Source organism: Kitasatospora sp. NPDC023118 (assembly GCF_055560875.1).
Window position 1 is genome coordinate 249,307 of record NZ_JBVHHW010000003.1, and the last position, 25,054, is coordinate 274,360.

Here is a 25,054-nt window from a genome sequence, read left to right on the forward strand (position 1 = left end):
GGGTGGGCCTAACAGGACTTGAACCTGTGGCCTCTTCCTTATCAGGGAAGCGCTCTAACCGTCTGAGCTATAGGCCCTTGCCGCACTGAAAGATTAGCGGACCGACCGCCGATCTCCCAAATCCGTTCCGGCCTAGGTCGCGGCAGGGACCTCGACGGCCGGGCGCACCAGCCACTCCTCGCGGGTCGGCGGCAGACCGGCCGCGCCCTCCTCGGTGCTGCGGACGGCGAGGACCTGGTTCACGCCGATCCGGTTCTGCTCGAAGGCGAGCGCGGAGGCGGCCATGTACAGCCGCCAGACCCGGGCGCGGCCGCGGCCGACCAGGCGGACCGCCTCCGTCCAGTGCGCCTCCAGGTTGGCCACCCACTCGCGCAGGGTCAGCGCGTAGTGCTCGCGCAGCGCCTCGACGTCCCGGACCTCGAAGCCGGCCTCCTCCAGCCGGGCCACGGTGGAACCGACCGGGGAGAGCTCGCCGTCCGGGAAGACGTAGCGGTCGATGAAGGGGCTGGTGCGGTGCGGCTCACCGGGGTGGTCCGGGCGGCGGGCGATCTGGTGGTTGAGCAGTCGGCCGCCGGGCACCAGCAGCCCGTACAGGCCCTCGGCGTAGACCCGGTACTGCTCGGAGCCGACGTGCTCGGCCATGCCGACGCTGGAGATCGCGTCGAACGGGCCGTCGGTGATCTCCCGGTAGTCCTGCAGCCGGACCTCGACCCGGTCGGCGAGACCGGCCTCCTCGACCCGCGCGCGGGCCAGCGCGACCTGCTCCTTGGAGATAGAGACGCCGACCGCGGTGACCCCGTAGTGCTTCGCCGCGTGCAGCAGCAGCGAGCCCCAGCCGCAGCCGACGTCCAGCAGCCGCATCCCGGGCCGCAGGCCGAGCTTGCGGCAGATCAGGTCGAGCTTGGCCTCCTGGGCCGCCTCCAGGCTCTTCGACTCGGGCGTCCAGTAGGCGCAGGAGTAGACCATGGACGAACCCAGCACGAGGCCGTAGAAGTCGTTCCCGACGTCGTAGTGGTGGCTGATGGCCGCGCGGTCCCGGCTGCGGCTGTGCAGCCGCCCCTGGGCCCTGCGGACCTCCTCCGGGGGCGGGGTGGGCTCCGGGCCGATCGCCCCGGCCCGCAGGGCGGCGGCGAGGACCTTGCGGCCCCTGGCGCCGAGCACGTCGCGCGGCCCGATGGTCATGGTGCGGATCTCCGGCCGCTCGGCGAAGCGGGCGACCACGGAGAGCGTCTCGTACAGGTCGGTGCCGGGGGCGAGCTCCAAGTCCCCCGAGACGTACGCCCGGGCCAGGCCCAGCTCGTCCGGCTGCCAGATCAGCCGGCGCAGCGCCCGGCGGTTGCGCAGCACCACCGTGGGCGTTCCCGGCGGCCCGGCGACACTGCCGTCCCATGCCTGGACCCGCAGTGGTACCGGGATCCCCAACAGCCCTTCCAGGGCCTCCACCAGTTGACCTGCGAGCTTCGCCATCGCACGCCTCCGTCCAGTCGTCCTGCTGAACCTCTCCTGGCCCGGTCGACCGACCGGGGGGCGGCCTGTGGCACTCCCAGGCGCGGGAACGGGCGGCGTCCAGCTAATCCCACCGCAGCCGGCCCGTTTCCGGGCGGCGCGCCGCGGGAGCCGGCTGTCACCCGAATGCCGACGGCCCCGCAGGCGGCAACAGCCTGCGGGGCCCGTACATTCCGCCCTCGGACGGAGAACTGACCGATGGTCAGTATTCGGCCAGGGATCAGTCCTCTTCGGCCAGGGTCAGCTCGACGCCGCCGGTGAAGCCGGCCGCCGCGTTGTAGATGAAGGCCGAGAGCGTGGACAGCGCGGTCAGCAGCACGACGTCGACCACGGCGATCAGCGTGGTGAACATCATCACCTTGCCGAAGCCGATGTAGTCCATCAGGTTCAGCTGGCTGCTGGTGTTCTCGGCGCCGCCGCCGGTGACGTCCTTGAGCGTCTTGGTCAGCGAGTCGAAGACGCCGAGCGAGTCCAGCGTCATCCACAGCACCGCCGCGGCCACGATGATGATGATGCCGACGGCCAGCGACAGCAGGAAGCTGACCTTCATCACCGACCACGGGTCGACCTTGGTCACCCGCAGCCGGGCCTTGCGGGTCCGGCCGAGGGTTCCGACGCCGGCCGAGGGCCCGCCGGAGGGGCGGCGCGCCGCCCCGGGGACGGGGGTGCCGCCGGCCGGGGTGTTGCCGCCGGTCCGGGTGCCCCGGGCCGGGGTCGGCTGCCCCTTGGTGTAGGTGGTCGGCGGCGAGAAGCCGCCCGCGCCGGGGGCCGGGCTGCCGGGCGGCGGCGCCTGGCCCCCGTAGGTCGCACCGGCCTGGCCCGCTCCACCGACCGGCGGCATCAGCGAGGTGGACGCGGCCGAGTGCTCGGTCGGCGGCTGTCCCGGGACGCCGTACGAACCCCCGCCCTGCGCGCCCGGACGGCCGCCGGAGGGTCCTCCCGCAGCACCCGTGGCTCCACTCACCTGGTCCTCCCGCACTTCCCACCAGGGCGGCGCCGCCCTGATCCGTCACTCGTCATCCAGCGCCCGGCGGGATTGCCCGGTACTGGTCGGCGTCCGATGCCGCCGCGCCCACTCCTGTGGACGCGGCGGCACCGGTCTGCGGTTCGGTTCAGGCCTCGGCGTCGCCGCCGACCGCCGTCTCCGTACCCTCGGCCGTGTCGGTGGACTCGGTGCCCGCGACCTCGTCCTCCGCCGTCTCGTCGTCCTCGGCCTCCGCGTTGCGGGCCATGCCCACCACCGCGTCGCGCTTCCCGAGGTTGATCAGTTGGACGCCCATGGTGTCACGTCCGGTTTCACGAACTTCGGAAACCCTCGTTCGGATCACTCCACCCGACAGGGTGATCGCCATGATCTCGTCGGTGTCGTCCACCACCAGCGCGCCGACCAGCGAGCCCCGGCCCTCGACGATCTTCGCCGCCTTGGTCCCGTAGCCGCCGCGTCCCTGGACACGGTACTCGTCCACACCCGTGCGCTTGGCGTAGCCGCCGTCGGTGGCGGTGAAGACGTACGTCCCCGGACGGACGACGTTCATCGAGAGCAGCTCGTCGTCCTCGCGGAAGGCCATGCCCTTGACGCCGGAGGTGGCGCGGCCGGTGGGCCGCAGTGCGTCGTCGGTCGCGGTGAAGCGGATCGACTGGGCCTTCTTGGAGACCAGCAGCAGGTCGTCCTCGGCGGAGACCAGCTCGGCGCCGATCAGTTCGTCGTCCCGGCCCTCCTCGTCCTGGCGCAGGTTGATCGCGATCAGGCCGCCGGAGCGCGGGGAGTCGTAGTCCTTGAGCGGGGACTTCTTCACCAGGCCGGCCCGGGTGGCGAGGACCAGGTACGGCTTGTCCTCGTAGGTGCGGACGGCCATCACCTGGGTGATGTGCTCCTCCGGCTGGAAGGCCAGCAGGTTGGCCACGTGCTGGCCACGGGCGTCGCGCCCGGCGTCCGGCAGCTCGTAGCCCTTGGCGCGGTAGACCCGGCCCTTGTTGGTGAAGAACAGGATCCAGTTGTGGGTCGTCGTCACGAAGAAGTGGTCGACGATGTCGTCCTGCTTGAGCTGGGCACCGCGCACGCCCTTGCCGCCGCGCTTCTGCGAGCGGTAGAGGTCGGAGCGGGTCCGCTTGACGTAGCCGCCACGGGTGATCGTGACGACGATGTCCTCCTCGGCGATGAGGTCCTCGATGGAGAGGTCGCCGTCGGACGGGATCAGGGTGGAGCGCCGCTCGTCGCCGTACTTCTCGACGATCGCGGCGAGCTCCTCGGAGATGATCTCCCGCTGGCGGATCGGCGAGGCCAGGATCGCGTTGTACTCGTCGATCTTGCGCTGGAGCTCGTCGTGCTCGTCCGTGATCCGCTGGCGCTCCAGGGCGGCCAGGCGGCGCAGCTGCATCTCGAGGATGGCGTTGGCCTGGAGCTCGTCGATGTCGAGCAGGCCCATCAGACCGGTGCGGGCGGCGTCCGCGCTCGCCGAGGCCCGGATGAGCGCGATGACCTCGTCGATCAGGTCCAGGGCCTTGAGCAGCGCGCGCAGGATGTGGGCGCGCTCCTCCGCCTTGCGCAGCCGGAAGGTGGTGCGCCGGACGATGACCTCGACCTGGTGGTTGACCCAGTGCCGGATGAAGGCGTCCAGCGACAGGGTGCGCGGCACGCCGTCGACCAGGGCCAGCATGTTGGCGCCGAAGTTGGTCTGCAGCTCGGTGTGCTTGTACAGGTTGTTCAGCACGACCTTGGCGACCGCGTCGCGCTTGAGCACGACCACCAGGCGGGTGCCGGTGCGGGACGAGGACTCGTCGCGGACGTCGGCGATGCCGGCGATCTTGCCGTCCTTGACCAGGTCGGCGATCTTCAGCGCGAGGTTGTCCGGGTTGACCTGGTACGGCAGCTCGGTGATCACCAGGCACTGGCGGCCCTGGATCTCCTCGACCTCGACCACGGCACGCATGGTGACCGAGCCGCGGCCGGTGCGGTAGTAGTCGTCGATCCCGCGGCGGCCGACGATCAGCGCGCCGGTGGGGAAGTCGGGGCCCTTGATCCGCTCGATCAGGGCCTCCAGCAGCTCCTCGGCGGAGGCCTCCGGGTTCTCCAGGTACCAGAGCGCGCCGGAGGCGACCTCGCGGAGGTTGTGCGGCGGGATGTTGGTGGCCATGCCGACCGCGATGCCGGTGGCACCGTTGACCAGCAGGTTGGGGAAGCGCGCGGGCAGGACGGTCGGCTCCTGCGAGCGGCCGTCGTAGTTGGGCGCGAAGTCGACGGTCTCCTCGTCGATGTCGCGCATCATCTCCATGGCCAGCGGCATCATCTTGCACTCGGTGTAGCGCATGGCCGCGGCCGGGTCGTTGCCCGGGGAGCCGAAGTTGCCGTTGCCGTCCACCAGCGGCATCCGCATCGACCACGGCTGGGCCAGGCGGACCACGGTGTCGTAGATCGAGGTGTCACCGTGCGGGTGGTAGTTGCCCATCACGTCGCCGACGACGCGGGCGCACTTGTAGTAGCCCTTCTCGGGGCGGTACCCGCCGTCGTACATCGCGTAGAGCACGCGGCGGTGCACCGGCTTGAGGCCGTCGCGGACCTCGGGGAGCGCACGGCTGACGATCACGCTCATCGCGTAGTCGAGGTACGAGCGCTGCATCTCGGTCTCGAGCTCGACCGGCTCGATCCGCATGGTCGCCTGGGCGGTGGCCTCGGCGGCGTCGGGAGTCTCGGGGGTCTCGGGCTGTTCGCCGTCGGGACGGTTGTCGTCGACCACTGGTGGTCAGTTTCCTTTCACGCGGACTGGTACGTGCGGGGCCTGGGGTGCAGGCGCGTCACACGTCCAGGAAGCGGACGTCCTTGGCGTTGCGCTGGATGAAGGAGCGGCGGGCCTCGACGTCCTCGCCCATCAGCACGGAGAACAGCTCGTCGGCGCGGGCGGCGTCCTCCAGGGTGACCTGGAGCAGCAGCCGGTGCTCGGCGTCCATGGTGGTGACCCGGAGCTCCTCGGCGTTCATCTCGCCGAGACCCTTGAAGCGCTGGATCGCGTCGTCCTTGGGGAGCCGGCGCCCGGCCTCCACGCCGGCGGCGATCAGGGCGTCGCGCTCGCGGTCGGAGTAGGCGTACTCGAAGTCGTCCTTGCCCCACTTGATCTTGTACAGCGGAGGCATGGCGAGGTAGACGTACCCGGCCTCGACCAGCGGCCGCATGAAGCGGAACAGCAGGGTCAGCAGCAGGGTGCGGATGTGCTGGCCGTCGACGTCGGCGTCCGCCATCAGGACGATCTTGTGGTACCGCAGCTTGGACTCGTCGTAGTCCTCCTGGATGCCGCAGCCGAAGGCCGAGATCAGCGCCTGGACCTCGGTGTTCTGCAGCACCTTGTCGATCCGGGCCTTCTCGACGTTCAGGATCTTGCCGCGGATCGGCAGGATGGCCTGGGTACGCGGGTCGCGGCCCTGCTTGGCCGAGCCGCCTGCGGAGTCACCCTCGACGATGAAGATCTCGCACTCGGACGGGTCCTTGGACTGGCAGTCGGAGAGCTTGCCCGGCAGCGAGGCGGACTCCAGCAGGCCCTTGCGGCGGGTGAGGTCGCGGGCCTTGCGGGCGGCGACGCGCGCGGTGGCGGCCTGGATGGACTTGCGGATGATGTCCGCGGCCTCGTTGGGGTTGCGGTCCAGCCAGTCGGCGAGGTGCTCGTTGACGACCTTCTGGACGAAGGTCTTCGCCTCGGTGTTGCCGAGCTTGTCCTTGGTCTGGCCCTCGAACTGGGGCTCGCCGAGCTTGACCGAGATGATCGCGGTCAGACCCTCGCGGATGTCCTCGCCGGAGAGGTTGTCGTCCTTCTCGCGGAGCAGCTTCTTGTCCCGCGCGTAGCGGTTGATCAGGCCGGTCAGCGCGGCGCGGAAGCCCTCCTCGTGGGTACCGCCGCCATGGGTGTGGATGGTGTTGGCGAAGCTGTAGACCCCCTCGGTGTAGGAGGAGTTCCACTGCATCGCGACCTCCACCGAGATCGCCCTGTCCTTGTCCTCGGCCTCGAAGTCGATCACCGAGGGGTGGATGACCTCGCCCTTGCGGGAGTTGAGGTGGGCGACGAAGTCGGCGATGCCGCCGTCGTACTTGTACGCGACGGTGAGCGGCTTGCCCTCCTCGTCCACGTGCTCGGGGCGCTCGTCGGTCAGCGAGATCGACAGGCCCTTGTTGAGGAAGGCCATCTCCTGGAAGCGCCGGGAGAGCGTCTCGAAGGAGTAGACGGTGGTCTCGAAGATGTCGCCGTCGGCCCAGAAGGTCACCGTGGTGCCGGTGCGGTCGGTCTCCGCGCCCTTGGCCAGGGCGGCGGTCGGCGCGCCCATCTTGTAGTCCTGGGTCCAGATGCTGCCGTCCTTGTGGATCTCCACCGAGAGCCGGGTGGACAGCGCGTTCACCACCGAGACGCCCACGCCGTGCAGACCGCCGGAGACGGCGTAGCCGCCGCCGCCGAACTTGCCGCCCGCGTGCAGGACGGTGAGCACGACCTCGACGGCGGGCTTGTCCTGGCCGGGGACGATGTCGACCGGGATGCCGCGGCCGTTGTCGACGACGCGGACCGCGCCGTCGGCCATGATCGTGACGTCGATGGTGTCGGCGTACCCGGCCATCGCCTCGTCGACGGAGTTGTCCACGACCTCCTGCACCAGGTGGTGCAGGCCGCGCTCACCGGTGGAGCCGATGTACATGCCGGGGCGCTTGCGGACGGCGTCGAGGCCTTCCAGCACCTGGATGTTGCTACCGGTGTAGGAAGCCTGGTCGGTCTGGTCTGGGGTCTGGCTGGGGTTGCCGGAATCGGCCACGAAGCGCCCTCTCTGGCACAGCACGGGTCGCATGCCTCTCCCCGTACGGGCGGGCGTGCGACCACAGCGTTTCGACTCGGTTGCCACTAGCAACAGTGTTTGGCTTCCAGTCTACCGGTACGACTGACAGAGATGGGCGTTTGGCAGCCCTTGAAGGCAGATATGCCGCCCTAAATCCCCTCGGCACGTGTCCCGATACTCGACTGGGGGGCCTGGGGCGCCTGGAAGGGCCGTCAGGGGTTCCGGAAGATCGTGGTCCGATCCCGGCGGGGCCCAGCCCCGGGTGCCGCCCGGGCCTAGCCCCAGGTGTCGCCCGGGCCCTTGCTCCCGGGCGCGCGCAGCCGGCCGTAGCCGCGGGCGGGCGCGGCCGGGCCGAGCACCTTGATGGTCCGCACCGTGCCGTGGCCCAGCTCGTGGTTCAGGCGGGCCACCAACTGCCGTGCCAGCCAGCGTAGTTGAGTCGCCCAGGCGGTGGAGTCGCACTGCACGGTGAGCACCGCGGCGGCCTCGTCGTAGGAGGAGGGGTGGCAGTGCGCGGCGATGTCCGGACCGACGATCTGCGGCCAGCGGCCCATCACTCCGCCGACCGCGGCGGAGGACTCCCAGCCGCGCTCGGTCAGCAGCCGGTTCAGCGCCGCTCCCAGCGGGACCGGGTCGCGGCCGTCCGAGCGGGCGCCGCTGCGCAGGCCGTGCCGCTTCGCCTCGCGCTTCTGCTGCACCTGCTCGCCGCGCTGGCGGGCCTGGGCGCGGGCCGCCCGCAGGGCGGAACGGGCGAGGTCGGCGCCGGTGGGCTCGGGGGCAGCGGGCGTGGGGCCAAGGAGGGAGTGCTCAGTCTCCGCCGGCTCGCTCACGGCGATCTCCTTTCCCCAGCCTGTGGACAACCGATGAGCCGTCCAGCCTACGGGAGCGCTCGGACGCGGGGCGGCGGGGCGTGCCCGAGGCGCGGTCGGTGTGACGAGCGGCTCAGGTGATGGTTCGGGCGATGAATCGGGCTACGGATCAGGCGTCTATCCGGCGGACGGCGCCGTCGGAGACCGCGAACCGGGCGCCGGCCAGTGCCTTCGGCACGTCCTCGGCCACCGCGGCGGTGACCAGCACCTGCTCGCCGTCGGCCACCAGCTCGGCCAGCCGGTCCCGGCGGGCGGCGTCCAGCTCGGCGAAGACGTCGTCCAGGATCAGCACCGGCTCGCCGCCGTCGGCCCGCAGCAACTCGTACGAGGCCAGCCGCAGCGCCAGCGCGAACGACCAGGACTCGCCGTGGCTGGCGTAGCCCTTGGCGGGCAGCGGGCCGAGCCTGAGCACCAGCTCGTCGCGGTGCGGACCGACCAGGGTGACCCCGCGCTCGACCTCCTGCTTGCGGACCGCCTGCAGCGCCTGCAGCAGCTGCTCCTCGGCCTGTTCCCGGCTGGTCGGCAGCTCGCCCTCGAAGGAGCTGCGGTACTCCAGTGCGGTCTCGCCGCCGCCGGGGGCCAACTGCCCGTAAGCGGCCGTCACCAGTGGCTGCAGGGCGGCCACCAGCTGGATCCGGAAGGCCGTCAACTCGGCGCCGGCGCGCGCCAGATGGCCGTCCCAGACCTCCAGGGTGGAAAGGTCCGCGCCCTTGCCGCCGCCGGCCCGGCGGGCCATCGCGGCGGTCTTCAGCAGGGCGTTGCGCTGCTTGAGCACCCGCTCGTAGTCCTGCCGGACCCCGGCCAGCCGGGGCGCGCGGGCGGTCAGCAGCTCGTCCAGGAAGCGCCGGCGCTCGCCCGGATCGCCCTTGACCAGACTGAGGTCCTCGGGGGCGAACAGCACGGTGCGCAGCAGGCCCAGCACGTCACGCGGGCGGACGTTGTCCGAGCGGTTGATCCGGGCCCGGTTGGCCTTGCCCGGGGTGAGCTCCAGCTCGACCAGGGTGGAACGGCCGCGGTCCACCACCGAGGTACGGATCACCGCCCGCTCGGCGCCGAGCCGGATCAGCGGGGCGTCGGTGGCGACCCGGTGGCTGCCCAGGGTGGCGACGTAGCCGATCGCCTCGACCAGGTTGGTCTTGCCCTGGCCGTTGGGCCCGACGAAGGCCGTGACGCCCGGGTCGAGCGGGACCTCGGCCCGGGCGTACGACCGGAAGTCGGCGAGCGACAGATGCGCGACGTGCATGACTGTGGACTGCGCTCGCCTTCTATGAACAGACCTGTGGATGACCGGGGAGCCCGGTGGAACTCCGCCCCGGAAAGGGACTACTTGGACTCGACCGCGTGGCCGCCGAACTGGTTGCGCAGCGCGGCGATCATCTTCATCTGCGGCGAGTCGTCCTGGCGGGAGGCGAAGCGGGCGAACAGCGAGGCGGTGATCGCCGGCAGCGGCACGGCGTGATCGATCGCGGCCTCGACGGTCCAGCGGCCCTCGCCGGAGTCGGCGGCCCAGCCGCGCAGCTTGGCCAGGTGCTCGTCCTCGTCCAGGGCGCGGACGGCCAGGTCCAGCAGCCAGGAGCGGATGACGGTGCCCTCCTGCCAGCTGCGGAAGACCTCGCGCACGTCGGTGACCTCGGGGGCGGCCTCCAGCAGCTCCCAGCCCTCGGCGAAGGCCTGCATCATCGCGTACTCGATGCCGTTGTGGACCATCTTGGCGAAGTGGCCGGCGCCCACCGCGCCCGCGTGCACCGAGCCGAAGTCGCCCTCCGGCTTGAGCGCGTCGAAGACCGGCTGAACGCGCGCGACGTGCTCGGCGTCGCCGCCGTACATCAGCGCGTAGCCGTTCTCCAGGCCCCAGACGCCGCCGGAGACGCCGCAGTCGACGAAGCCGATGCCCTTGGCGGCCAGCGCCTCGGCGTGCTTGATGTCGTCGGTCCAGCGGGAGTTGCCGCCGTCGACGACCACGTCGCCGGGGGAGAGCAGCTCGGCGAGCTCGTCGACGGTCGCCTGGGTCGCGGCACCGGCCGGAACCATCACCCAGACCACGCGGGGGCCCTGGAGCTTGTTGACGAGCTCCTGCAGGCTCTCGACGTCGGAGATCTCCGGGTTGCGGTCGTAGCCGACGACGGTGTGGCCGGCGCGGCGGATCCGCTCGCGCATGTTGCCGCCCATCTTGCCGAGACCGATGAGGCCGAGCTCCATGACCAAATCCTTACTGTGGGGACGTGCCTGCCGGCGGCGCCGTTGCCGCACTCCCCGAGCCTACGCTTCCGACGGAGACGGGCTCTGCGCAGTCGGGCCGACCGGGGGAGACGTCCACAGGCTGTGCACAGCGGGTGTGCACAGCCTGTGGGTGACGGACGGCGCCGACGGTCAGCCGGAGAGGCGGACCGGCATGATCAGGTACTGGTACGCCTTGTCCTCCTCGGCGTCCACCGAGACCTTGCCGCTGAGCAGGGCCGGCTTGGTCGGGGTGGTGAAGCTCAGCTGGGCGAAGGGGGAGTCGATGGCCTTGAGGCCCTCCTCCAGGTAGCCCGGGTTGAAGGCGATCGAGATGTCGTCGCCCTCCAGGTCGGCCTCGATCCGCTCGGTGGCCTGGGCATCGTCGCCCGAGCCGGCCTCCAGGGTCAGCACGCCCTGCTCGAAGTTGAGCCGGACCGGGGTGTTGCGCTCGGCGACCAGCGAGACGCGCTTGAGCGCCTCCAGGAAGGGCTGGGTCTGGATCGCGGCGACCGCGCTGAACTCGGTCGGGAAGAGGCTGCGGAACTTGGGGAACTCGCCCTCCAGCAGCCGGGTCGTGGTGCGGCGGCCGGCGCCCTCGAAGCCGATCAGGCCCTCGCCCGCGCCGCCCGAGGAGAGCGCGATGGAGACGTTGTCGCCGCTGCCCAGGGACTTGGCGATGTCCTGCAGGGTCTTGGCGGGCACCAGGGCGACCGCGGAGATGTCCGACTGCTCGGGCTTCCACAGCAGCTCGCGGACGGCGAAGCGGTAGCGGTCGGTGGCGGCCAGGGTGATCCGGTCGCCCTCGATCTCGACCCGGACACCGGTGAGCACCGGCAGGGTGTCGTCCCGGCCGGCGGCGACCGCGGCCTGGCTGACGGCGGAGGCGAAGACGTCCCCGGAGACGGTGCCGGTGGCGGTCGGCATCTGGGGCAGGGCCGGGTACTCGTCCACCGGCAGGGTGGGCAGGGTGAAGCGGGAGCTGCCGCAGACCACGCTGACCCGCTGGCCGTCGGTGGAGATCTCCACAGGCCTGTTGGGAAGGTTGCGCGAGATGTCGTTGAGCAGTCGACCGGAGACCAGGACGGTGCCGGCCTCCTCGACGTCCGCCTCCAGCTCGACCCGGGCCGAGACCTCGTAGTCGAAGCCGGACAGCGCCAGGCTGCCCTCCTGCGCGGTCAGCAGCAGGCCGGCCAGCACCGGCACCGGCGGCCGTGCCGGGAGGCTGCGGGCAGCCCAGGCCACCGCCTCCGCGAGGACGTCACGCTCCACCCGGAACTTCACCGGTAACCGCCTCCTGGATCGAGCGCTCCCGCTCGCACTCTGGTTCGTCTGATCTTGATCGTCGGTCCCGCTGTCCGCCGAGCTCTGCCACTCCGCTTCCAGCTGCAAAGGACAGTCTGACGTACTCCGCCGACAGACGGGGCAGACGGGCGGAAGCAAACCCGAACAAGTGTCGGGGACCGCGGCCGGTCGCGTTGTCCACAGATTTCGGGCCCACCCACTTTGAAAGCAGGTTCACGGTCTATCTGTGTAGCGGTAGTAGTAGGGCCTGTGGAAACCGTGGATAACCCCGTTTCCGCAGGTCAGCGCCCGATTTTTGTCCACAGACGGTGTGGACGGCGGCTGTGGACGGACAGGCCGCGCTGTGGACAGCCGAGCGTTACCCACAGGGCACGCTGCGTATCCACAGGTTATCCCCAGGACTGTCCCCAGATCCGGGCCCGGTTATCCACGGGCGCCGGTCAACTTTCCGTGACGCCTTTCACACCAGGGCATGAACGGCAGTCCACGGTTGTCGAACTGTGGACCCGGCTGTGGACAACCTGGGGATAACCACCCCGGCCCTGGGGACAACCGGTGGATAACCCGGACGGCCCATTGGCGGGCCGTCAATTGTCCACACCCTGTGGATAACCGTTGTGCACAAGTCCACAGGCACCTGACCTGCGCGGAAGAGCGTAGCGGCGACGGGCCTGTGGACGAATTCTGGATAACTTCGGACTCCCCAGCCTGTGGACTGTGCGGAAGGGGCCGGTCCTGTGGACAACGGCCTTACGCGCCCCCGGTTTTCGAATCACCGGTCAGTTGTTCGGCGCCGGCCGCGGGCTGGCGGAACGTCCGTCGACGGCATCCCTGCCCAGCCTCGGCCCGGCACACACCTGTGGATGGAAAAAGGGCGTCAGGATCGCTCCTGACGCCCTCTGAAGGCCGGTCGGCCCGCCGGTGGACGGGCGCTAGCTCTTGATGCGGTTGGTGAGTTCGGTGACCTGGTTGTAAATCGAGCGCCGCTCGGCCATCAGCGAGCGGATCTTGCGGTCCGCGTGCATCACCGTGGTGTGGTCGCGGCCGCCGAACTGCGCGCCGATCTTCGGCAGCGACAGGTCGGTGAGCTCCCGGCACAGGTACATGGCGATCTGCCGGGCCGTCACCAGTACCCGGCTGCGCGAGGATCCGCAGAGGTCGTCCACACCCAGGCCGAAGTACGCGGCGGTCTGCTGCATGATGACCTGCGCGGTGATCTCCGGGCCGGCGTCCTCGTCCCCGCCCGGGATCAGGTCCTTGAGGACGATCCCGGCCAACTCCAGGTCCACCGGCGCCCGGTTGAGGTTGGCGAAGGCGGTGACCCGGATCAGCGCGCCTTCCAACTCCCGGATGTTGCGGGTGATCCGGGACGCGATGAACTCCAACACGTCGGCGGGGGCGTTGAGTTGCTCCTGGATCGCCTTCTTGCGCAGGATCGCGATCCGGGTCTCCAGCTCCGGCGGGGTGACGTCGGTGATCAGACCCCACTCGAAGCGGTTGCGCAGCCGGTCCTCCAGCGTGGTCAGCAGCTTGGGCGGCCGGTCCGAGGAGAGGACGATCTGCTTGTTCGCGTTGTGCAGGGTGTTGAAGGTGTGGAAGAACTCCTCCTGCGTGGACTCCTTGCTCGCGAGGAACTGGACGTCGTCCACGAGCAGGATGTCCATGTCCCGGTAGCGGCGGCGGAAGGTGTCCGCCTTGCCGTCCCGGATCGAGTTGATGAACTCGTTGGTGAACTCCTCCGAGGACACGTAGCGCACCCGGGTGCCCGGGAAGAGGCTGCGCGAGTAGTGCCCGATGGCGTGCAGCAGGTGGGTCTTGCCCAGCCCGGACTCGCCGTAGATGAAGAGCGGGTTGTACGCCTTGGCCGGGGCCTCGGCGACCGCCACCGCCGCCGCGTGCGCGAAGCGGTTGCTGGCGCCGATGACGAAGGTGTCGAAGAGGTACTTGGGGTTCAGCCGGGCGGCCGGCTCGTCCTTGCGCGAGCCGCCGGCCGGGGGCGCGCCGGGCGGGGCGGGCACTCCGGGGACGGCGGGGCGGTCGGTGCCCCGCTCCGCGGCGGGCTTGTCGGCCGGGCGGCCGCCGGAGGGCCGGGCGCCGTGCGAACGGCGCCCGGCGCCGCCGCGGGGCTGCTCGCCCGGGCCGGGGCCGTATGCGCCGCCGAACAGGTCGCCCTGGGTGGTCGAGGGCGGGCTGGGCAGCTGGCGCGGCGGCGCCGGGCGGGGCGAGGGCTCCTCAGGCTCGCGGAAGGGCTGCTGCGGTTCCTGGTAGCCGGACTCCTGGTAGCCGGGCCACGGCTGGCCCGGCTGGCCGCCGTACGGCGCCGGGCGCTGCTCGTAGCCGCCGGTGTCGTAGCGGGGGCGCTCGTAGTCCTGCTCGTAGGGGTGCTGGTAGTCCTGGCCGCCGTAGCCGTCGGAGTCCTCCTCGGCCGGGCCGGGGTACGGCTCGGCGGGGGCCTGGGCGGCGGGCGCGGGGGTGGTGGGCACGGCGTTGGCGTCGACCATCACGGCGATCCGGACCGGTCGGTTGAGCTCGCGGCTGAGGGCGTCGGTCAGCTGCGGCAGCAGCCGGCCCTCCAGCACCTGCTTGGCCCGCTCGTTGGGGGTCGCCAGCAGGGCGGTGTCGTGCATCATCCACATGGGCTGGGTGCGCTGCACCCACTGCTTGTCCATCTCCCCGACATCGGGGTCGCTGACCAGCCGCTCGACGACCCTCGCCCAGACCGGGACGAGGTCGCTGTTGACATCAGCCACTGGTGCACGCTTTCCAAGAACAAAACCAGACAAGTCCTGCAACGGTAGTCAGCGAACGGGGACGGATCAAGTCGTTGTCCACAGGCTGTGGGTAAGTGCGCCGTGGGCGGCTGGTTTGACCCTCACACCCCGTCCCGCGTACCGTAACCAGGTCGAGTTGTCGATGGCCGCTGCCGCATGTCCGCGGGTCCACCCGCTCCATAAGGCGCGCAGCACGGGCGCCGTGGATTGCCTCAGACCCCAGCCGAACTGGGGCGATGGGCCGGATTTCCGAATCAGGGGAGATCACGCGGACGCACGGTGACGGCCAAGCGACCCCCCGTCATCCTACGATTCACCTCAGGAGCCCCCGAGTGAGCAAGCGCACCTTCCAGCCGAACAACCGTCGCCGCGCGAAGACCCACGGCTTCCGGCTGCGTATGCGTACCCGCGCCGGCCGCGCCATCCTGGCTGCCCGTCGTGGCAAGGGCCGCGCCAGCCTGTCCGCCTGATCCACGACAGAGTCTGTTGTGCTGCCCTCCGAGAATCGGCTGCGGCGGCGCCAGGACTTCGCGACCGCGGTCAAACGCGGTCGCCGGGCCGGCCGGCCCCTTCTGGTCGTCCATCTCAGCAGAGAGGTCGACCCGCAGGGGCAGACCGACCGGACCAGCGACTCCCGCCCGCACGTCGCCGAGGGGACTCCTTCGGCGCGTGCGGGTTTCGTCGTGAGCAAGGCCGTCGGCCCGGCGGTCGTCCGCAACCTGGTCAAGCGCCGGTTGCGCCATCTCGTCCGTGATCGTCTGTCCAGGCTGCCCGCCGGTAGCCTGATAGTGGTGCGTGCGCTGCCCCAGGCCGCGACCGCCTCGTACCAGGATCTCGAACGTGATCTCGACGCGGCGCTGAAGCGATTGCTGAGGGCCGAGCCCGCCGCCACGGCGCCGACGGGAGCAGGGCGATGAAGTACCTGCTGATGGGTCTGATCAGGGTCTACCAGTGGACCATCAGCCCGCTGCTCGGTCCGGTGTGCCGTTATTACCCCTCCTGCTCGCATTACGGCTACGAGGCCGTGAAGGTGCACGGGGCGGTCAAAGGCGGCGGACTGACCGTGTGGCGCATCCTGCGCTGCAATCCGTGGACGCCCGGCGGGGTCGATCATGTCCCGCCGCGCAAGCATCCGGTGTGGCACCGGCGGTTGCGAGACTGGCTGAGCAGCCGGTCCGCCACCGGAGAGCCGGTGACCGTCACCCCCGCCGGTCCGGACCCCGAGGGCCCGGCCACCATTGGCCCGGAGCGGCCAATCCACCTGTCCAAGGAGTCTGACCGGTGACCTTCGGTTTTCTTAGCCCCCTCTACACGGCGGTGTCCTGGATCATCGTCCAGTTCCACTCGCTGTACAGCAACGTCTTCGATCCGGACGGTGGCTGGGCGTGGGGTCTGTCCATCGCCTCGATGGTCGTCGTCATCCGGATCTGCCTGATCCCGCTCTTCGTGAAGCAGATCAAGGCGACCCGGGCCATGCAGGCGATCCAGCCGAAGATGAAGGCCATCCAGGAGCGCTACAAGAACGATCGGCAGCGCCAGTCCGAAGAGATGATGAAGCTGTACAAGGAGGCGGGCACCAACCCGTTCTCCAGCTGCCTTCCCATCATCGTGCAGGCCCCGTTCTTCACCGCCCTCTACGGCGTGCTCGCCTCGGTCGCCAAGGGCAAGTCCATCGGCGTCATCCACGGCGACCTGCTGCTGAGCGCCGGTAAGGCGCACATCTTCGGTGCCCCGCTGTCCGCGACCTTCGTCAGCAGCAGCGTGACCAGCGTCAAGGTCGTCACCGCGGTGATGATCGTCATGATGTCGCTGTCGCAGTTCGTCACCCAGCGCCAGCTGATGACCAAGAACGTTGACCTCACGGTGAAGACGCCGTTCATGCAGCAGCAGAAGATGCTGATGTACGTCTTCCCGGTCATGTTCGCCGTGATGGGCATCAACTTCCCGGTCGGTGTCCTGGTCTACTGGCTGACCACCAACGTCTGGTCGATGGGCCAGCAGCTGATCGTCATCCGCAACAACCCGACCCCGGGCAGCAAGGCCTTCCAGGAGCGCCAGGCGCGGCTGAAGAAGGCCGGCCGGCTGCGTCCGGACGGTACGGAGATCAAGGGCGCGCTCTGGGGCGTGCTGCCCCCGTCCAAGGAGGCCCTCGACCAGGCGGCCTCGGCGGCCACCGTGGTCGAGGAGTCGGTGCAGGCGCGCCGCCAGCAGCCGCGTCGGCAGACCAAGGCCCAGCGCCAGCACGGCGGTGCCACCACCACCCAGGCGGCCGAGCCGGGCGAGGACACCGTGGCCGAGCAGCCGAGCGACGCCGCCCCGGTCGAGTCCGACGCCAAGCCGGCGGCCGCCAAGCAGACCGCGGCCAAGCCCGCCGGCACCAAGCAGGGCGCCCGGCAGCAGCCCAAGCGCGGCGGCCAGCGGCCGAAGAGGAAGTCCTGACCGGCCCCCGGCCCGTTGCGGCAGCCCCGAAGAGCTTCGTTCCCGGCCCGCCAGACGGGCCCAACTCCGAAGGAGTCCATCAGTGACGGAAGGCACCACCACCTCCGCCGTCGAGGCCGAGGCCGCCGCCAGCGCCGACGAGAGCCTCATCACCCGCCTGGAGCATGAGGGCGACATCGCGGCGGACTACCTGGAGGGTCTGCTCGACATCGCGGACCTCGACGGTGACATCGACATGGATGTCGAGGGCGACCGCGCCCTGGTCTCCATCGTCAGCGACGGCAACGACCGCGCGCTGCAGCGCCTGGTTGGCCAGGACGGCGAGGTGCTGGAGGCCCTGCAGGAGCTGACCCGGTTGGCTGTCCACCGGGAGACCGGCGAGCGCAGCCGCCTCATGCTGGACATTGCCGGCTTCCGGGCCCGCAAGCGTGAGGAGCTGGCCGCCCTCGGCGCCGAGGCCGCGGAGCAGGCCAAGAGCACCGGCGAGCAGGTCAAGCTGAAGCCGATGACGCCCTTCGAGCGCAAGGTCGTCCACGACGCGGTCGCGGCCGCGGGTCTGCGCAGTGAGTCCGAGGGCGAAGAGCCCCAGCGGTGCGTGGTCGTGCTGCCGGCCTGAGGCCGACGGCCGATGACCGGCCGCCGCGGCAGCCGGTGAGCTTCACCGGACGCGACCCCGTCCGCCTCGTGCGGGCGGGGTCGTCGTCCCTTCCGGGATGTTTCACGTGAAACACTGCGTTGAGCGGGTCGGTGGATCCGGGGATCGGAGAGGTCGAGATGGACACGGAGAGCACGGCCGCCGGCCGTCCGGGGGCGGACGTGGATCCGGACGCTGAGGGGCGGGCGGCCGAGGCACCCGAGCTGGACGTGCTGGCCGAGGCGCCGGCCGCCGCCCGGGAGGTCTTCGGCGACCGCTTCGACGCCGCCGTCCGCTACACCGAGCTGCTGGCCACGGCGGGTGTCAGGCGCGGGCTGATCGGGCCGCGCGAGGTGCCCCGGCTTTGGGACCGCCATGTGCTCAACTGCGCGGTGCTGGCCGAGCTGCTGCCGACCGGCTCCACCCTGTGCGACGTCGGCTCCGGCGCCGGCCTGCCCGGCATCCCGGTGGCGCTGGCCCGTCCGGACGTCTCGGTGACCCTGTTGGAGCCGCTGCTGCGCCGGACCACCTTCCTGGAGGAGGTCGTCCGGGAGCTGGCCCTGGAGAACGTCACGGTGCTGCGCGGCCGCGCCGAGGAGATGGTCGGCAAGCTCGCGGTGGACGTGGTGACCGCCCGGGCGGTGGCGCCGCTGGACCGGCTGGCCGGCTGGGGGCTGCCGCTGCTGCGTCCGCACGGGCAGATGCTGGCGCTCAAGGGCGACAGCGCCGAGCAGGAACTGGCCGACTCGCGCGCCGGGCTGGCCAAGCTGGGCGCGGTCGAGTGGAGCGTCATCTCGGTCGGCGAGGGCACCCTGGAGACCTCGACCCGGGTGGTCCAGGTCAAGGCGGGGGAGAGCCCCGGCGGGGTGAAGGCCGCGACCCGGCGGGCCAAGGTGGCCCGGGCCGACCGCAACGCCAACGCCAAGGGCGGCGAGCGCGGTCGGGGCGGGCGCCGCCGCAGCCGCTGAGGCTGGGGCCGCTGAGGCCGAGTGACGCCGGACACGGACGTGAGCGGGCGGACGGTCCTCCTGAACGGGGGAGCCGTCCGCCCGTCGTCGTTCAGGTGACGCCCGGGCCGCCGTCGGGACATCGGAGTGTCGCAACGTCAGATTTCCGACATAGCGGGCATGGTGTTTCGCGTGAAACGTCGCTCCTTGCTCTCGGGAATCCTTAGCCGCAGCCGGGCGGCGACTGTTGCCGCTCCGGTTTCACGTGAAACACTGACCCCCATGCAGGACTCGGAGACCATCGACCAGATCGATGACACGCCCATCGCACGGGCCGCCCAGGCTGCGGTACAGGCGATCGGCCGAGCAGGCGAGGGGCTGCCCCGACCCGCCGGCACCCGGGTGATCGTGGTCGCCAACCAGAAGGGTGGGGTGGGCAAGACCACCACCACCGTGAACATGGCCGCCTCGCTGGCGATGCACGGACTGCGCGTCCTGGTGGTCGACCTCGACCCGCAGGGGAACGCCTCCACCGCCCTCGGCATCGACCACCACGCCGAGGTGCCCTCCATCTACGACGTGCTGGTCGAGGGCAAGCCCCTGGCCGACGTGGTCCAGCCGGTCGTGGACGTCGAGGGGCTGTTCTGCGTCCCCGCCACCATCGACCTGGCCGGCGCCGAGATCGAGCTGGTCTCGCTGGTGGCCCGGGAGAGCCGGCTGCAGCGCGCCATCGCCGCCTACGAGCAGCCGCTGGACTACATCCTGATCGACTGTCCGCCCTCGCTGGGCCTGCTGACGGTCAACGCCCTGGTGGCCGGCCAGGAGGTGCTGATCCCGATCCAGTGCGAGTACTACGCGCTGGAGGGGCTCGGCCAGCTGCTGCGCAACGTCGAGCTGGTGCGCGCACACCTCAATCCCGCGCTGCACGTCTCGACGATCCTGCTGACCATGTACGACGCCCGGACCAGGCTGGCCGCCCAGGTCGCCGAGGAGGTCCGGACCCACTTCCAGAACGAGGTGCTGAGCACGGCGATCCCGCGCTCGGTGCGCATCTCGGAGGCGCCCAGCTACGGGCAGACGGTGCTCACCTACGACCCGGGTTCGACCGGGGCGCTCTCGTACCTGGAGGCCGCCCGCGAACTCGCGCTGCGTGCGGTGAGCCTGGGCGGATCGCTGGTGGGCCAGCAGCGGGACGGCCAGCAGGGGCACGGCGCCCCGGTGGCACAGCACGGTACGACGGAGGGTAATCGGTGAGTGGTCGCAGGGGTCTGGGGAAGGGGCTGGGGGCGCTGCTCCCGTCGGCTCCGGCGGCGGTCGACGGCGCGGCGGGACAGTCCGCGGCGGCCACGCCCGCACCGGCCTCGGTCGTGAAGACCGGCACGGTCTCGCCGACCGCGGTGCCGGTGCTGCCCTCCGGCCGGGGCACGGTGGCGGCCCGGGCCGGCGCCGGGAGCCTGCGGGAGAAGGCCGACCACGCGGCCGGGCTGGCCGAGGTCGCCGGGGCGCGGTTCGCCGAGCTGCCGCTGGACGCGATCACCCCCAACCCGCGTCAGCCGCGCGAGGTCTTCGACGCGGACAAGCTGGCCGAGCTGGTCGCCTCCATCAAGGAGGTCGGTCTGCTCCAGCCGATCGTGGTGCGTCAGGTCGAGGCCGAGCGCTACGAGCTGATCATGGGCGAGCGCCGTTGGCGCGCCTCCCGGGAGGCCGGGCTGGAGCGGATCCCGGCGATCGTCCGGGCCACCGAGGACGACAAGCTGCTGCTGGACGCCCTGCTGGAGAACCTGCACCGGGCCGAGCTGAACCCGCTGGAGGAGGCGGCCGCCTACGACCAGCTGCTGCGGGACTTCTCCTGCACCCATGACGAGCTGGCGGACCGGATCGGGCGCTCGCGCCCGCACGTCTCCAACACCCTGCGGCTGCTGAAGCTCCCGCCGTCCGTCCAGCGCCGGGTCGCCGCCGGGGTGCTGACCGCCGGCCACGCCAAGGCGCTGGTGGGTATCCCGGACGCGGACCGGCAGGAGGAGCTGGCCAAGCGGATCATCGCTGAGGGCCTCTCGGTGCGGACCACCGAGGAGATCGCCAAGCTGATGAGCGCCGAGCAGAAGCCCAGGCGCCAGGCGCCCAAGGCGGGCAAGCTGATCTCCCCGGCCTTCAACGACCTGGCGACCCGGCTCTCGGACCGCTTCGACACCCGGGTCAAGGTCGAGGTGTCGCAGCGCGGCGGCAAGCTGGGCAAGGGCAAGGTGGTGCTGGAGTTCGGCTCGGTGGAGGACCTGAACCGGATCCTGGACAGCATGGCTCCGGGCGAGGACGGTCTGCGGCTGTCGCAGGGCTGAGCCGGCCGAGGGCAACGACCCGATGGGTGCATGTTCCACGTGAGCGCTGTTTCACGTGAAACATGCACCCATCGGCGTTCGTGGGGGAATGCTCGACCGTGAAAGGGAGGAGGGAGTACGGGCCATGGGACGCCGGATAGCTCCGCTGACGCTGGACAACCTCACGGATCTGCCGACCGGCTGCCGCTCCTGTGTGTTCTGGGAGCTGGACCCGGTGAGTGCGAAGGAGGCGGTGGAGTCCGGGAAGCCGGAGCTGGAGAAGGAGGGATGGATCTCCGCGGTGCTGCTGGAGTGGGGGTCCTGCGGCCGGATCGCCTACGTGGACGACCAGCCCGCCGGCTTCGTGCTCTACGCGCCGCCGGCCTACGTCCCCCGCTCGCAGTCCTTCCCGACCAGCCCGGTCTCGCCGGACGCCGTCCAGCTGATGGTCAGCCGAGTGCTGCCGGGCTACCAGCGGCAGGGGCTTGGCCGGGTGCTGGTGCAGACGGTGGCCAAGGATCTGCTGGGGCGCGGGGTGCGGGCGATCGAGGCCTTCGGCTCGGCGGGCCGGGTGCCGACCAGCTGCGTGCTGCCGGCCGACCACCTGCTGGCGGTGGGCTTCAAGACCGTACGGCCGCACCACCGCTACCCGCGGCTGCGGCTGGAGGCACGGACCACGCTCTCCTGGCGGGGTGATGTGGAGGTGGCGCTGGAGCGGCTGCTCGGCGGCGGGCGCAAGGAGCCGGCGCTGCGGCCGTTCTGAGCGGCCGGTCCGAGGGCCGTGGGTGGAACGACGGCGGCGGGGCTCCCCGCTGTGGGGAGCCCCGCCGCCGTTCGGTCGGTGACCGGTTGACCTAGATCAGGCCGTCCAGCTCGCGCAGCAGCGCGGCCTTCGGACGCGCGCCGGTGATCTGCTTCACCGGCTGGCCGCCCTTGTAGAGGATCAGGGTCGGGATCGAGATGACGTTGTACTCGGCAGCGGTCACCTGGTTGGCGTCCACGTCGAGCTTGGCGACGGTCAGCTTGTCGCCGTGCTCAGCCGCGATCTCCTCGAGGATCGGGGCGACCTGGCGGCACGGGCCGCACCAGGTGGCCCAGAAGTCGACCAGTACGGGCTTCTCGCTGTCCAGCACATCGGACTTGAACGTCGCGTCGGTGACGGTGGTGGTGGCGCCGGCCACGGGAACTCCTCGGGTTCGGACGGAGGGGGCTGCCAGGAGAACAACGGGAGGGCCGTTTCTGTTTCTGCCTGGCCGGGGCGGGGGTTGTTCCACGTGGAACAACCCCCGCGGGGATCGGTCGGTGGCGAGGGGGTCAGACCGCCACGGCGGCGGCCTTGGACTCCAGGTCGTCCAGCGCGGCCAGGTAGCGCTCGGCGTCCAGCGCGGCGGAGCAGCCGGTGCCGGAGGCGGTGATGGCCTGGCGGTAGGTGTGGTCCACGACGTCGCCGGCGCCGAACACGCCCTCGATGTTGGTCCGGGTCGAGGGGGACTCGACCTTGAGGTAGCCCTCGGCGTCGAGGTCCAGCTGGCCCTTGAACAGGTCCGTGCGCGGGTCGTGGCCGATCGCGATGAACAGGCCGGTGACGTTCAGCTCGCGGGTCTCGCCCGTGGTGGTGTCGCGCAGGGTGACGCCGGTCAGCTTCGGGTCGCCGTGGATGGCCTCGACCGCGCTGTCCCACTCGAAGCGGATCTTCGGGTCGGCGAAGGCGCGCTCCTGCATCGCCTTCGAGGCGCGCAGGGTGTCCCGGCGGTGGATGATCGTGACGCTCTTGGCGAAGCGGGAGAGGAAGGTGGCCTCCTCCAGGGCGGTGTCGCCGCCGCCGACCACCGCGATGTCCTGGTCGCGGAAGAAGAAGCCGTCGCAGGTCGCGCACCAGGAGACACCGCGGCCGGAGAGCTTGTCCTCGTTCGGCAGACCCAGCTTGCGGTGCTGGGAGCCGGTGGTGACGATCACGGCGCGGGCCTTGTGTACATTGCCCTCGGAGTCGGTGACGGTCTTGATGTCACCGGTGAGGTCGACCGCGACGATGTCGTCCGGGATCAGCTCGGCGCCGAAGCGCTCGGCCTGCGCCCGCATGTTGTCCATCAGCTCGGGGCCCATGATGCCGTCCCGGAAGCCCGGGAAGTTCTCGACCTCGGTGGTGTTCATCAGCGCACCACCGGCGGTGACGGCCCCCTCGAAGACCAGCGGCTTGAGGGCGGCACGGGCCGTGTAGAGCGCGGCCGTGTACCCGGCCGGGCCGGAACCGATGATGATCACGTTACGGACGTCGCTCACTGCTTCTCCTGGTTCGCATCGCGACCCGCGTTTGCTGCGGGGAGGGCGGTCCTGCTCCGCCGCCCGGGACAACGACTGACCAGTCTCTCGCATTCCCAGGCCGATCAGTACCATGCGCCCGCAGTGTGGGAGCGGCGTGGCGTCCTGGTCGTCGATCGCATGGGAACGGTCCCGCGACGGCTGGGAAGGCCTGGTCAGCCCTTGGGGACGGTCCGCTGCAGCACGATCGGGCCGCAGTCGGGGGAGCGCAGGTAGACGTCCACGAACCCGGGCCGGCCGGGGTCCGGGTAGACCAGGACCTCGACCGGGGCGCCCTGGAAACTGCCCCGGTCGGTGGCCAGCGGGGTGCCCGCGGCGGGGGCCGGACAGGATCCCGGGGGAGAGGCCGCGGCGGAGTTCGGCGCGGAGTTTGGCGCGGAGTTCGGGGTGGTCGGGGTGTTGAGCTCCGGCCGGATGCCCTCGGCGGGAGCCGCGGCGTCGGACTTGGCGGGACCGGTGGCGCGCAGCCCGGGAGCCGTGCCGGATCGGGCCAGCAGCTGCTGTACCTGGGCGGTGAGTCGGTCCTCCTGGTAGACGGTGACCGGACCGGTGCCGCGGGGGGTGCGGGCGCTCTGGCCGGCGGCGGAGGTGCCCGCCGGGGCGCCCGCGGCGACCGCGGGGCGGTCGGTCGGGTCGGAGGAGTTCAGCAGCAGCGCCCCGCCGAGCCCGAGGGCGGCCAGTACGGCGGTCGCGCCGAGGAGCAGACCGGCCCGGCGCCGGCGCGGGCGAGGGCGGCCGGGCCCGGTGGTGGAGGCGGGGCGGGACGGGGGCGCGGAGGGCGCCGCTGCGGCCCGTACGGGCGGAGCCGGGGGGACCGTCCGGCGGTCCGTTCCAGCGGCCTCCTGGGGGCGGCCGGCGGCCTCGGCGTGGGCGGCCTCGGCCAGGGCGGCGTCCAGCCGGGCGGCGACGTCGACGGGCATCGGCTCGGGCTCGACGGCACCGAGCAGCGCCTGCACCTCGGCCAGCGCATCGACGGTCTCCCGGCACTCGGCGCAGCCGTCCAGGTGCCGGTGCAGCGCGTCGGCGGTCTCGGCGGGCTCGATCAGGCCCTCGGCGAGGTCGGCGAGCTCCTCGACGGAGGGGTGGGCGTCGGTGGGTTCGGGGGAGGAGAGGGGGGCGGTCGTCATCGCGTGCTCGCATCTCCTTCCAGCATCGTCCGGCCGGTGCTCGGGCCTGTCCCTGTGACGGTGCGGGGGCCCGACGGGTTCCCCGGGGTGCCCCGGCGTGACGGCGGGGCCGCGCCGGGGGTGCTCGGTGTCTCTCGTACGGGTGTCCCGCGTCCCGGCGTTCCGCGTCCCGGCGTTCCGCGCGCCGGTGTTCCACGTGGAACAGCGGACCCGTCGTCCGCCTCGCGCAGGTGCCGGACCAGCGGCAGCAGCCGGGCCCGGCCGCGCGCGCAGCGGCTCTTCACGGTGCCGACCGGGACGCCCAGCAGCTCGGCGGCCTCGGCGACCGGGTAGCCCTGCATGTCGACCAGGACCAGTGCGGCCCGCTGCTCGGGAGGCAGCTCGGCGAGCGCCGTGGTCAGCTCGCGGTGCACCTCGGCCCGGACCACCGGGGAGTCGGCCGGCTCGGCGGAGCCGACCAGGGTGTCCAGCCGCTGGGGGTCGTCGTCCAGCGGGGTGGTGCGGCGGGTGGCGCTGCGCCGGGCGCGGTCCAGGCAGGCGTTGACCACGATCCGGTGCAGCCAGGTGGTGACCGCCGAGCGCCCCTGGAAGCCGGCGGCGGCCCGGAAGGCGGAGACCAGGGCGTCCTGGAGGGCGTCCGCGGCCTCCTCGCGGTCGCCGAGGGTGCGCAGGGCGACCGCCCAGAGCCGGTCGCGGTGGCGGTTCACCAGCAGTCCGAAGGCCTCCGGGTCGCCGGCGACGTGCCGGGCGAGTAGCGTCGCGTCGTCGTCCGCCACCGTCACCTCTCTGCCTTCGTGCCG

Annotated in this window: 22 protein-coding genes and 1 tRNA gene; 9 read left to right on the forward strand and 14 right to left on the reverse strand. The window is 71.3% G+C overall.

The features are described from left to right. Window positions 1-3 precede the first annotated feature (3 nt). The 10 genes from ACZ3UD_RS05635 to dnaA form a co-directional block, all read right to left on the reverse strand. A tRNA-Ile gene (locus tag ACZ3UD_RS05635) sits at window positions 4-77 on the reverse strand. A gap of 55 nt (window positions 78-132) precedes the next feature. After that, a complete protein-coding gene (locus ACZ3UD_RS05640) occupies window positions 133-1,467 on the reverse strand; it encodes a class I SAM-dependent methyltransferase (RefSeq protein ID WP_465582596.1) in 1,335 nt (444 codons plus the stop codon). A 259-nt stretch (window positions 1,468-1,726) separates the two neighbouring features. Continuing rightward, a complete protein-coding gene (locus tag ACZ3UD_RS05645; protein ID WP_465582598.1) occupies window positions 1,727-2,470 on the reverse strand; it encodes a DUF3566 domain-containing protein in 744 nt (247 codons plus the stop codon). Between the two features lie 148 nt (window positions 2,471-2,618). After that, window positions 2,619-5,156, reverse strand: a complete 2,538-nt coding sequence (gene gyrA, locus ACZ3UD_RS05650) for a DNA gyrase subunit A (RefSeq protein WP_465582852.1) — start codon at window positions 5,154-5,156, stop codon at window positions 2,619-2,621. A 142-nt stretch (window positions 5,157-5,298) separates the two neighbouring features. After that, the gene (gyrB, locus tag ACZ3UD_RS05655) at window positions 5,299-7,314 is read right to left on the reverse strand and encodes a DNA topoisomerase (ATP-hydrolyzing) subunit B (protein ID WP_465582855.1); all 2,016 of its coding nucleotides are present in this window, start codon (window positions 7,312-7,314) and stop codon (window positions 5,299-5,301) included. A 272-nt stretch (window positions 7,315-7,586) separates the two neighbouring features. Further along, on the reverse strand, window positions 7,587-8,141 hold the full coding sequence (locus ACZ3UD_RS05660; RefSeq protein WP_465582600.1) for a DciA family protein: 555 nt from the start codon (window positions 8,139-8,141) through the stop codon (window positions 7,587-7,589). Between the two features lie 148 nt (window positions 8,142-8,289). After that, window positions 8,290-9,423 carry a DNA replication/repair protein RecF gene (recF, locus tag ACZ3UD_RS05665; RefSeq protein ID WP_465582602.1) on the reverse strand — a complete coding sequence of 378 codons (1,134 nt, stop codon included), beginning with the start codon at window positions 9,421-9,423 and terminating at the stop codon, window positions 8,290-8,292. Window positions 9,424-9,503: 80 nt separating this feature from the next. Next, the gene (gene gnd, locus ACZ3UD_RS05670) at window positions 9,504-10,379 is read right to left on the reverse strand and encodes a phosphogluconate dehydrogenase (NAD(+)-dependent, decarboxylating) (protein ID WP_380608882.1); all 876 of its coding nucleotides are present in this window, start codon (window positions 10,377-10,379) and stop codon (window positions 9,504-9,506) included. Between the two features lie 171 nt (window positions 10,380-10,550). Then, complete coding sequence (gene dnaN / locus ACZ3UD_RS05675; protein WP_224284069.1) at window positions 10,551-11,681, reverse strand: DNA polymerase III subunit beta; 1,131 nt, start codon at window positions 11,679-11,681, stop codon at window positions 10,551-10,553. A gap of 953 nt (window positions 11,682-12,634) precedes the next feature. After that, window positions 12,635-14,452, reverse strand: a complete 1,818-nt coding sequence (dnaA, locus tag ACZ3UD_RS05680) for a chromosomal replication initiator protein DnaA (protein WP_465582606.1) — start codon at window positions 14,450-14,452, stop codon at window positions 12,635-12,637. A gap of 353 nt (window positions 14,453-14,805) precedes the next feature. Between dnaA and rpmH the strand changes: the two genes are divergently transcribed. The 9 genes from rpmH to ACZ3UD_RS05725 all read left to right on the forward strand — a co-directional run bounded on the left by rpmH (window position 14,806) and on the right by ACZ3UD_RS05725 (window position 21,571). After that, window positions 14,806-14,943 carry a 50S ribosomal protein L34 gene (gene rpmH / locus ACZ3UD_RS05685; RefSeq protein WP_030059672.1) on the forward strand — a complete coding sequence of 46 codons (138 nt, stop codon included), beginning with the start codon at window positions 14,806-14,808 and terminating at the stop codon, window positions 14,941-14,943. Window positions 14,944-14,961: 18 nt separating this feature from the next. Then, window positions 14,962-15,390, forward strand: coding sequence for a ribonuclease P protein component (gene rnpA, locus ACZ3UD_RS05690; RefSeq protein WP_393023697.1), 429 nt, complete (start codon window positions 14,962-14,964; stop codon window positions 15,388-15,390). Beyond that, window positions 15,387-15,758 (forward strand): membrane protein insertion efficiency factor YidD, encoded by a 372-nt coding sequence (yidD, locus tag ACZ3UD_RS05695; protein WP_465582609.1) that lies wholly within the window; start codon window positions 15,387-15,389, stop codon window positions 15,756-15,758. Before rnpA ends, yidD begins: the two co-directional genes overlap by 4 nt. Continuing rightward, window positions 15,755-16,912 (forward strand): membrane protein insertase YidC, encoded by a 1,158-nt coding sequence (yidC, locus tag ACZ3UD_RS05700; protein ID WP_465582611.1) that lies wholly within the window; start codon window positions 15,755-15,757, stop codon window positions 16,910-16,912. The genes yidD and yidC overlap by 4 nt, the downstream gene beginning before the upstream one ends. A gap of 82 nt (window positions 16,913-16,994) precedes the next feature. Then, on the forward strand, window positions 16,995-17,528 hold the full coding sequence (locus tag ACZ3UD_RS05705; protein ID WP_387620809.1) for a Jag family protein: 534 nt from the start codon (window positions 16,995-16,997) through the stop codon (window positions 17,526-17,528). Window positions 17,529-17,686: 158 nt separating this feature from the next. Beyond that, window positions 17,687-18,514, forward strand: coding sequence for a 16S rRNA (guanine(527)-N(7))-methyltransferase RsmG (gene rsmG / locus ACZ3UD_RS05710; RefSeq protein ID WP_465582614.1), 828 nt, complete (start codon window positions 17,687-17,689; stop codon window positions 18,512-18,514). A 261-nt stretch (window positions 18,515-18,775) separates the two neighbouring features. Beyond that, window positions 18,776-19,747, forward strand: coding sequence for a ParA family protein (locus ACZ3UD_RS05715; protein ID WP_465582616.1), 972 nt, complete (start codon window positions 18,776-18,778; stop codon window positions 19,745-19,747). Next, a complete protein-coding gene (locus ACZ3UD_RS05720) occupies window positions 19,744-20,829 on the forward strand; it encodes a ParB/RepB/Spo0J family partition protein (RefSeq protein ID WP_465582618.1) in 1,086 nt (361 codons plus the stop codon). The genes ACZ3UD_RS05715 and ACZ3UD_RS05720 overlap by 4 nt, the downstream gene beginning before the upstream one ends. Window positions 20,830-20,953: 124 nt before the next feature. Next, on the forward strand, window positions 20,954-21,571 hold the full coding sequence (locus ACZ3UD_RS05725; protein ID WP_387620800.1) for a GNAT family N-acetyltransferase: 618 nt from the start codon (window positions 20,954-20,956) through the stop codon (window positions 21,569-21,571). Window positions 21,572-21,662: 91 nt separating this feature from the next. Here the strand turns inward: ACZ3UD_RS05725 and trxA are convergent, their stop codons facing one another. The 4 genes from trxA to sigM all read right to left on the reverse strand — a co-directional run bounded on the left by trxA (window position 21,663) and on the right by sigM (window position 25,036). Further along, complete coding sequence (gene trxA / locus ACZ3UD_RS05730) at window positions 21,663-21,989, reverse strand: thioredoxin (RefSeq protein WP_465582620.1); 327 nt, start codon at window positions 21,987-21,989, stop codon at window positions 21,663-21,665. A gap of 133 nt (window positions 21,990-22,122) precedes the next feature. After that, window positions 22,123-23,088, reverse strand: coding sequence for a thioredoxin-disulfide reductase (gene trxB / locus ACZ3UD_RS05735; RefSeq protein WP_465582622.1), 966 nt, complete (start codon window positions 23,086-23,088; stop codon window positions 22,123-22,125). Window positions 23,089-23,282: 194 nt separating this feature from the next. Further along, entirely contained in the window at window positions 23,283-24,254 is a 972-nt protein-coding gene (locus ACZ3UD_RS05740) for a cupin domain-containing protein (RefSeq protein ID WP_465582624.1), read from the reverse strand. Then, window positions 24,251-25,036 carry an RNA polymerase sigma factor SigM gene (sigM, locus tag ACZ3UD_RS05745; protein WP_465582626.1) on the reverse strand — a complete coding sequence of 262 codons (786 nt, stop codon included), beginning with the start codon at window positions 25,034-25,036 and terminating at the stop codon, window positions 24,251-24,253. The genes ACZ3UD_RS05740 and sigM overlap by 4 nt, the downstream gene beginning before the upstream one ends. Window positions 25,037-25,054 lie beyond the last annotated feature (18 nt).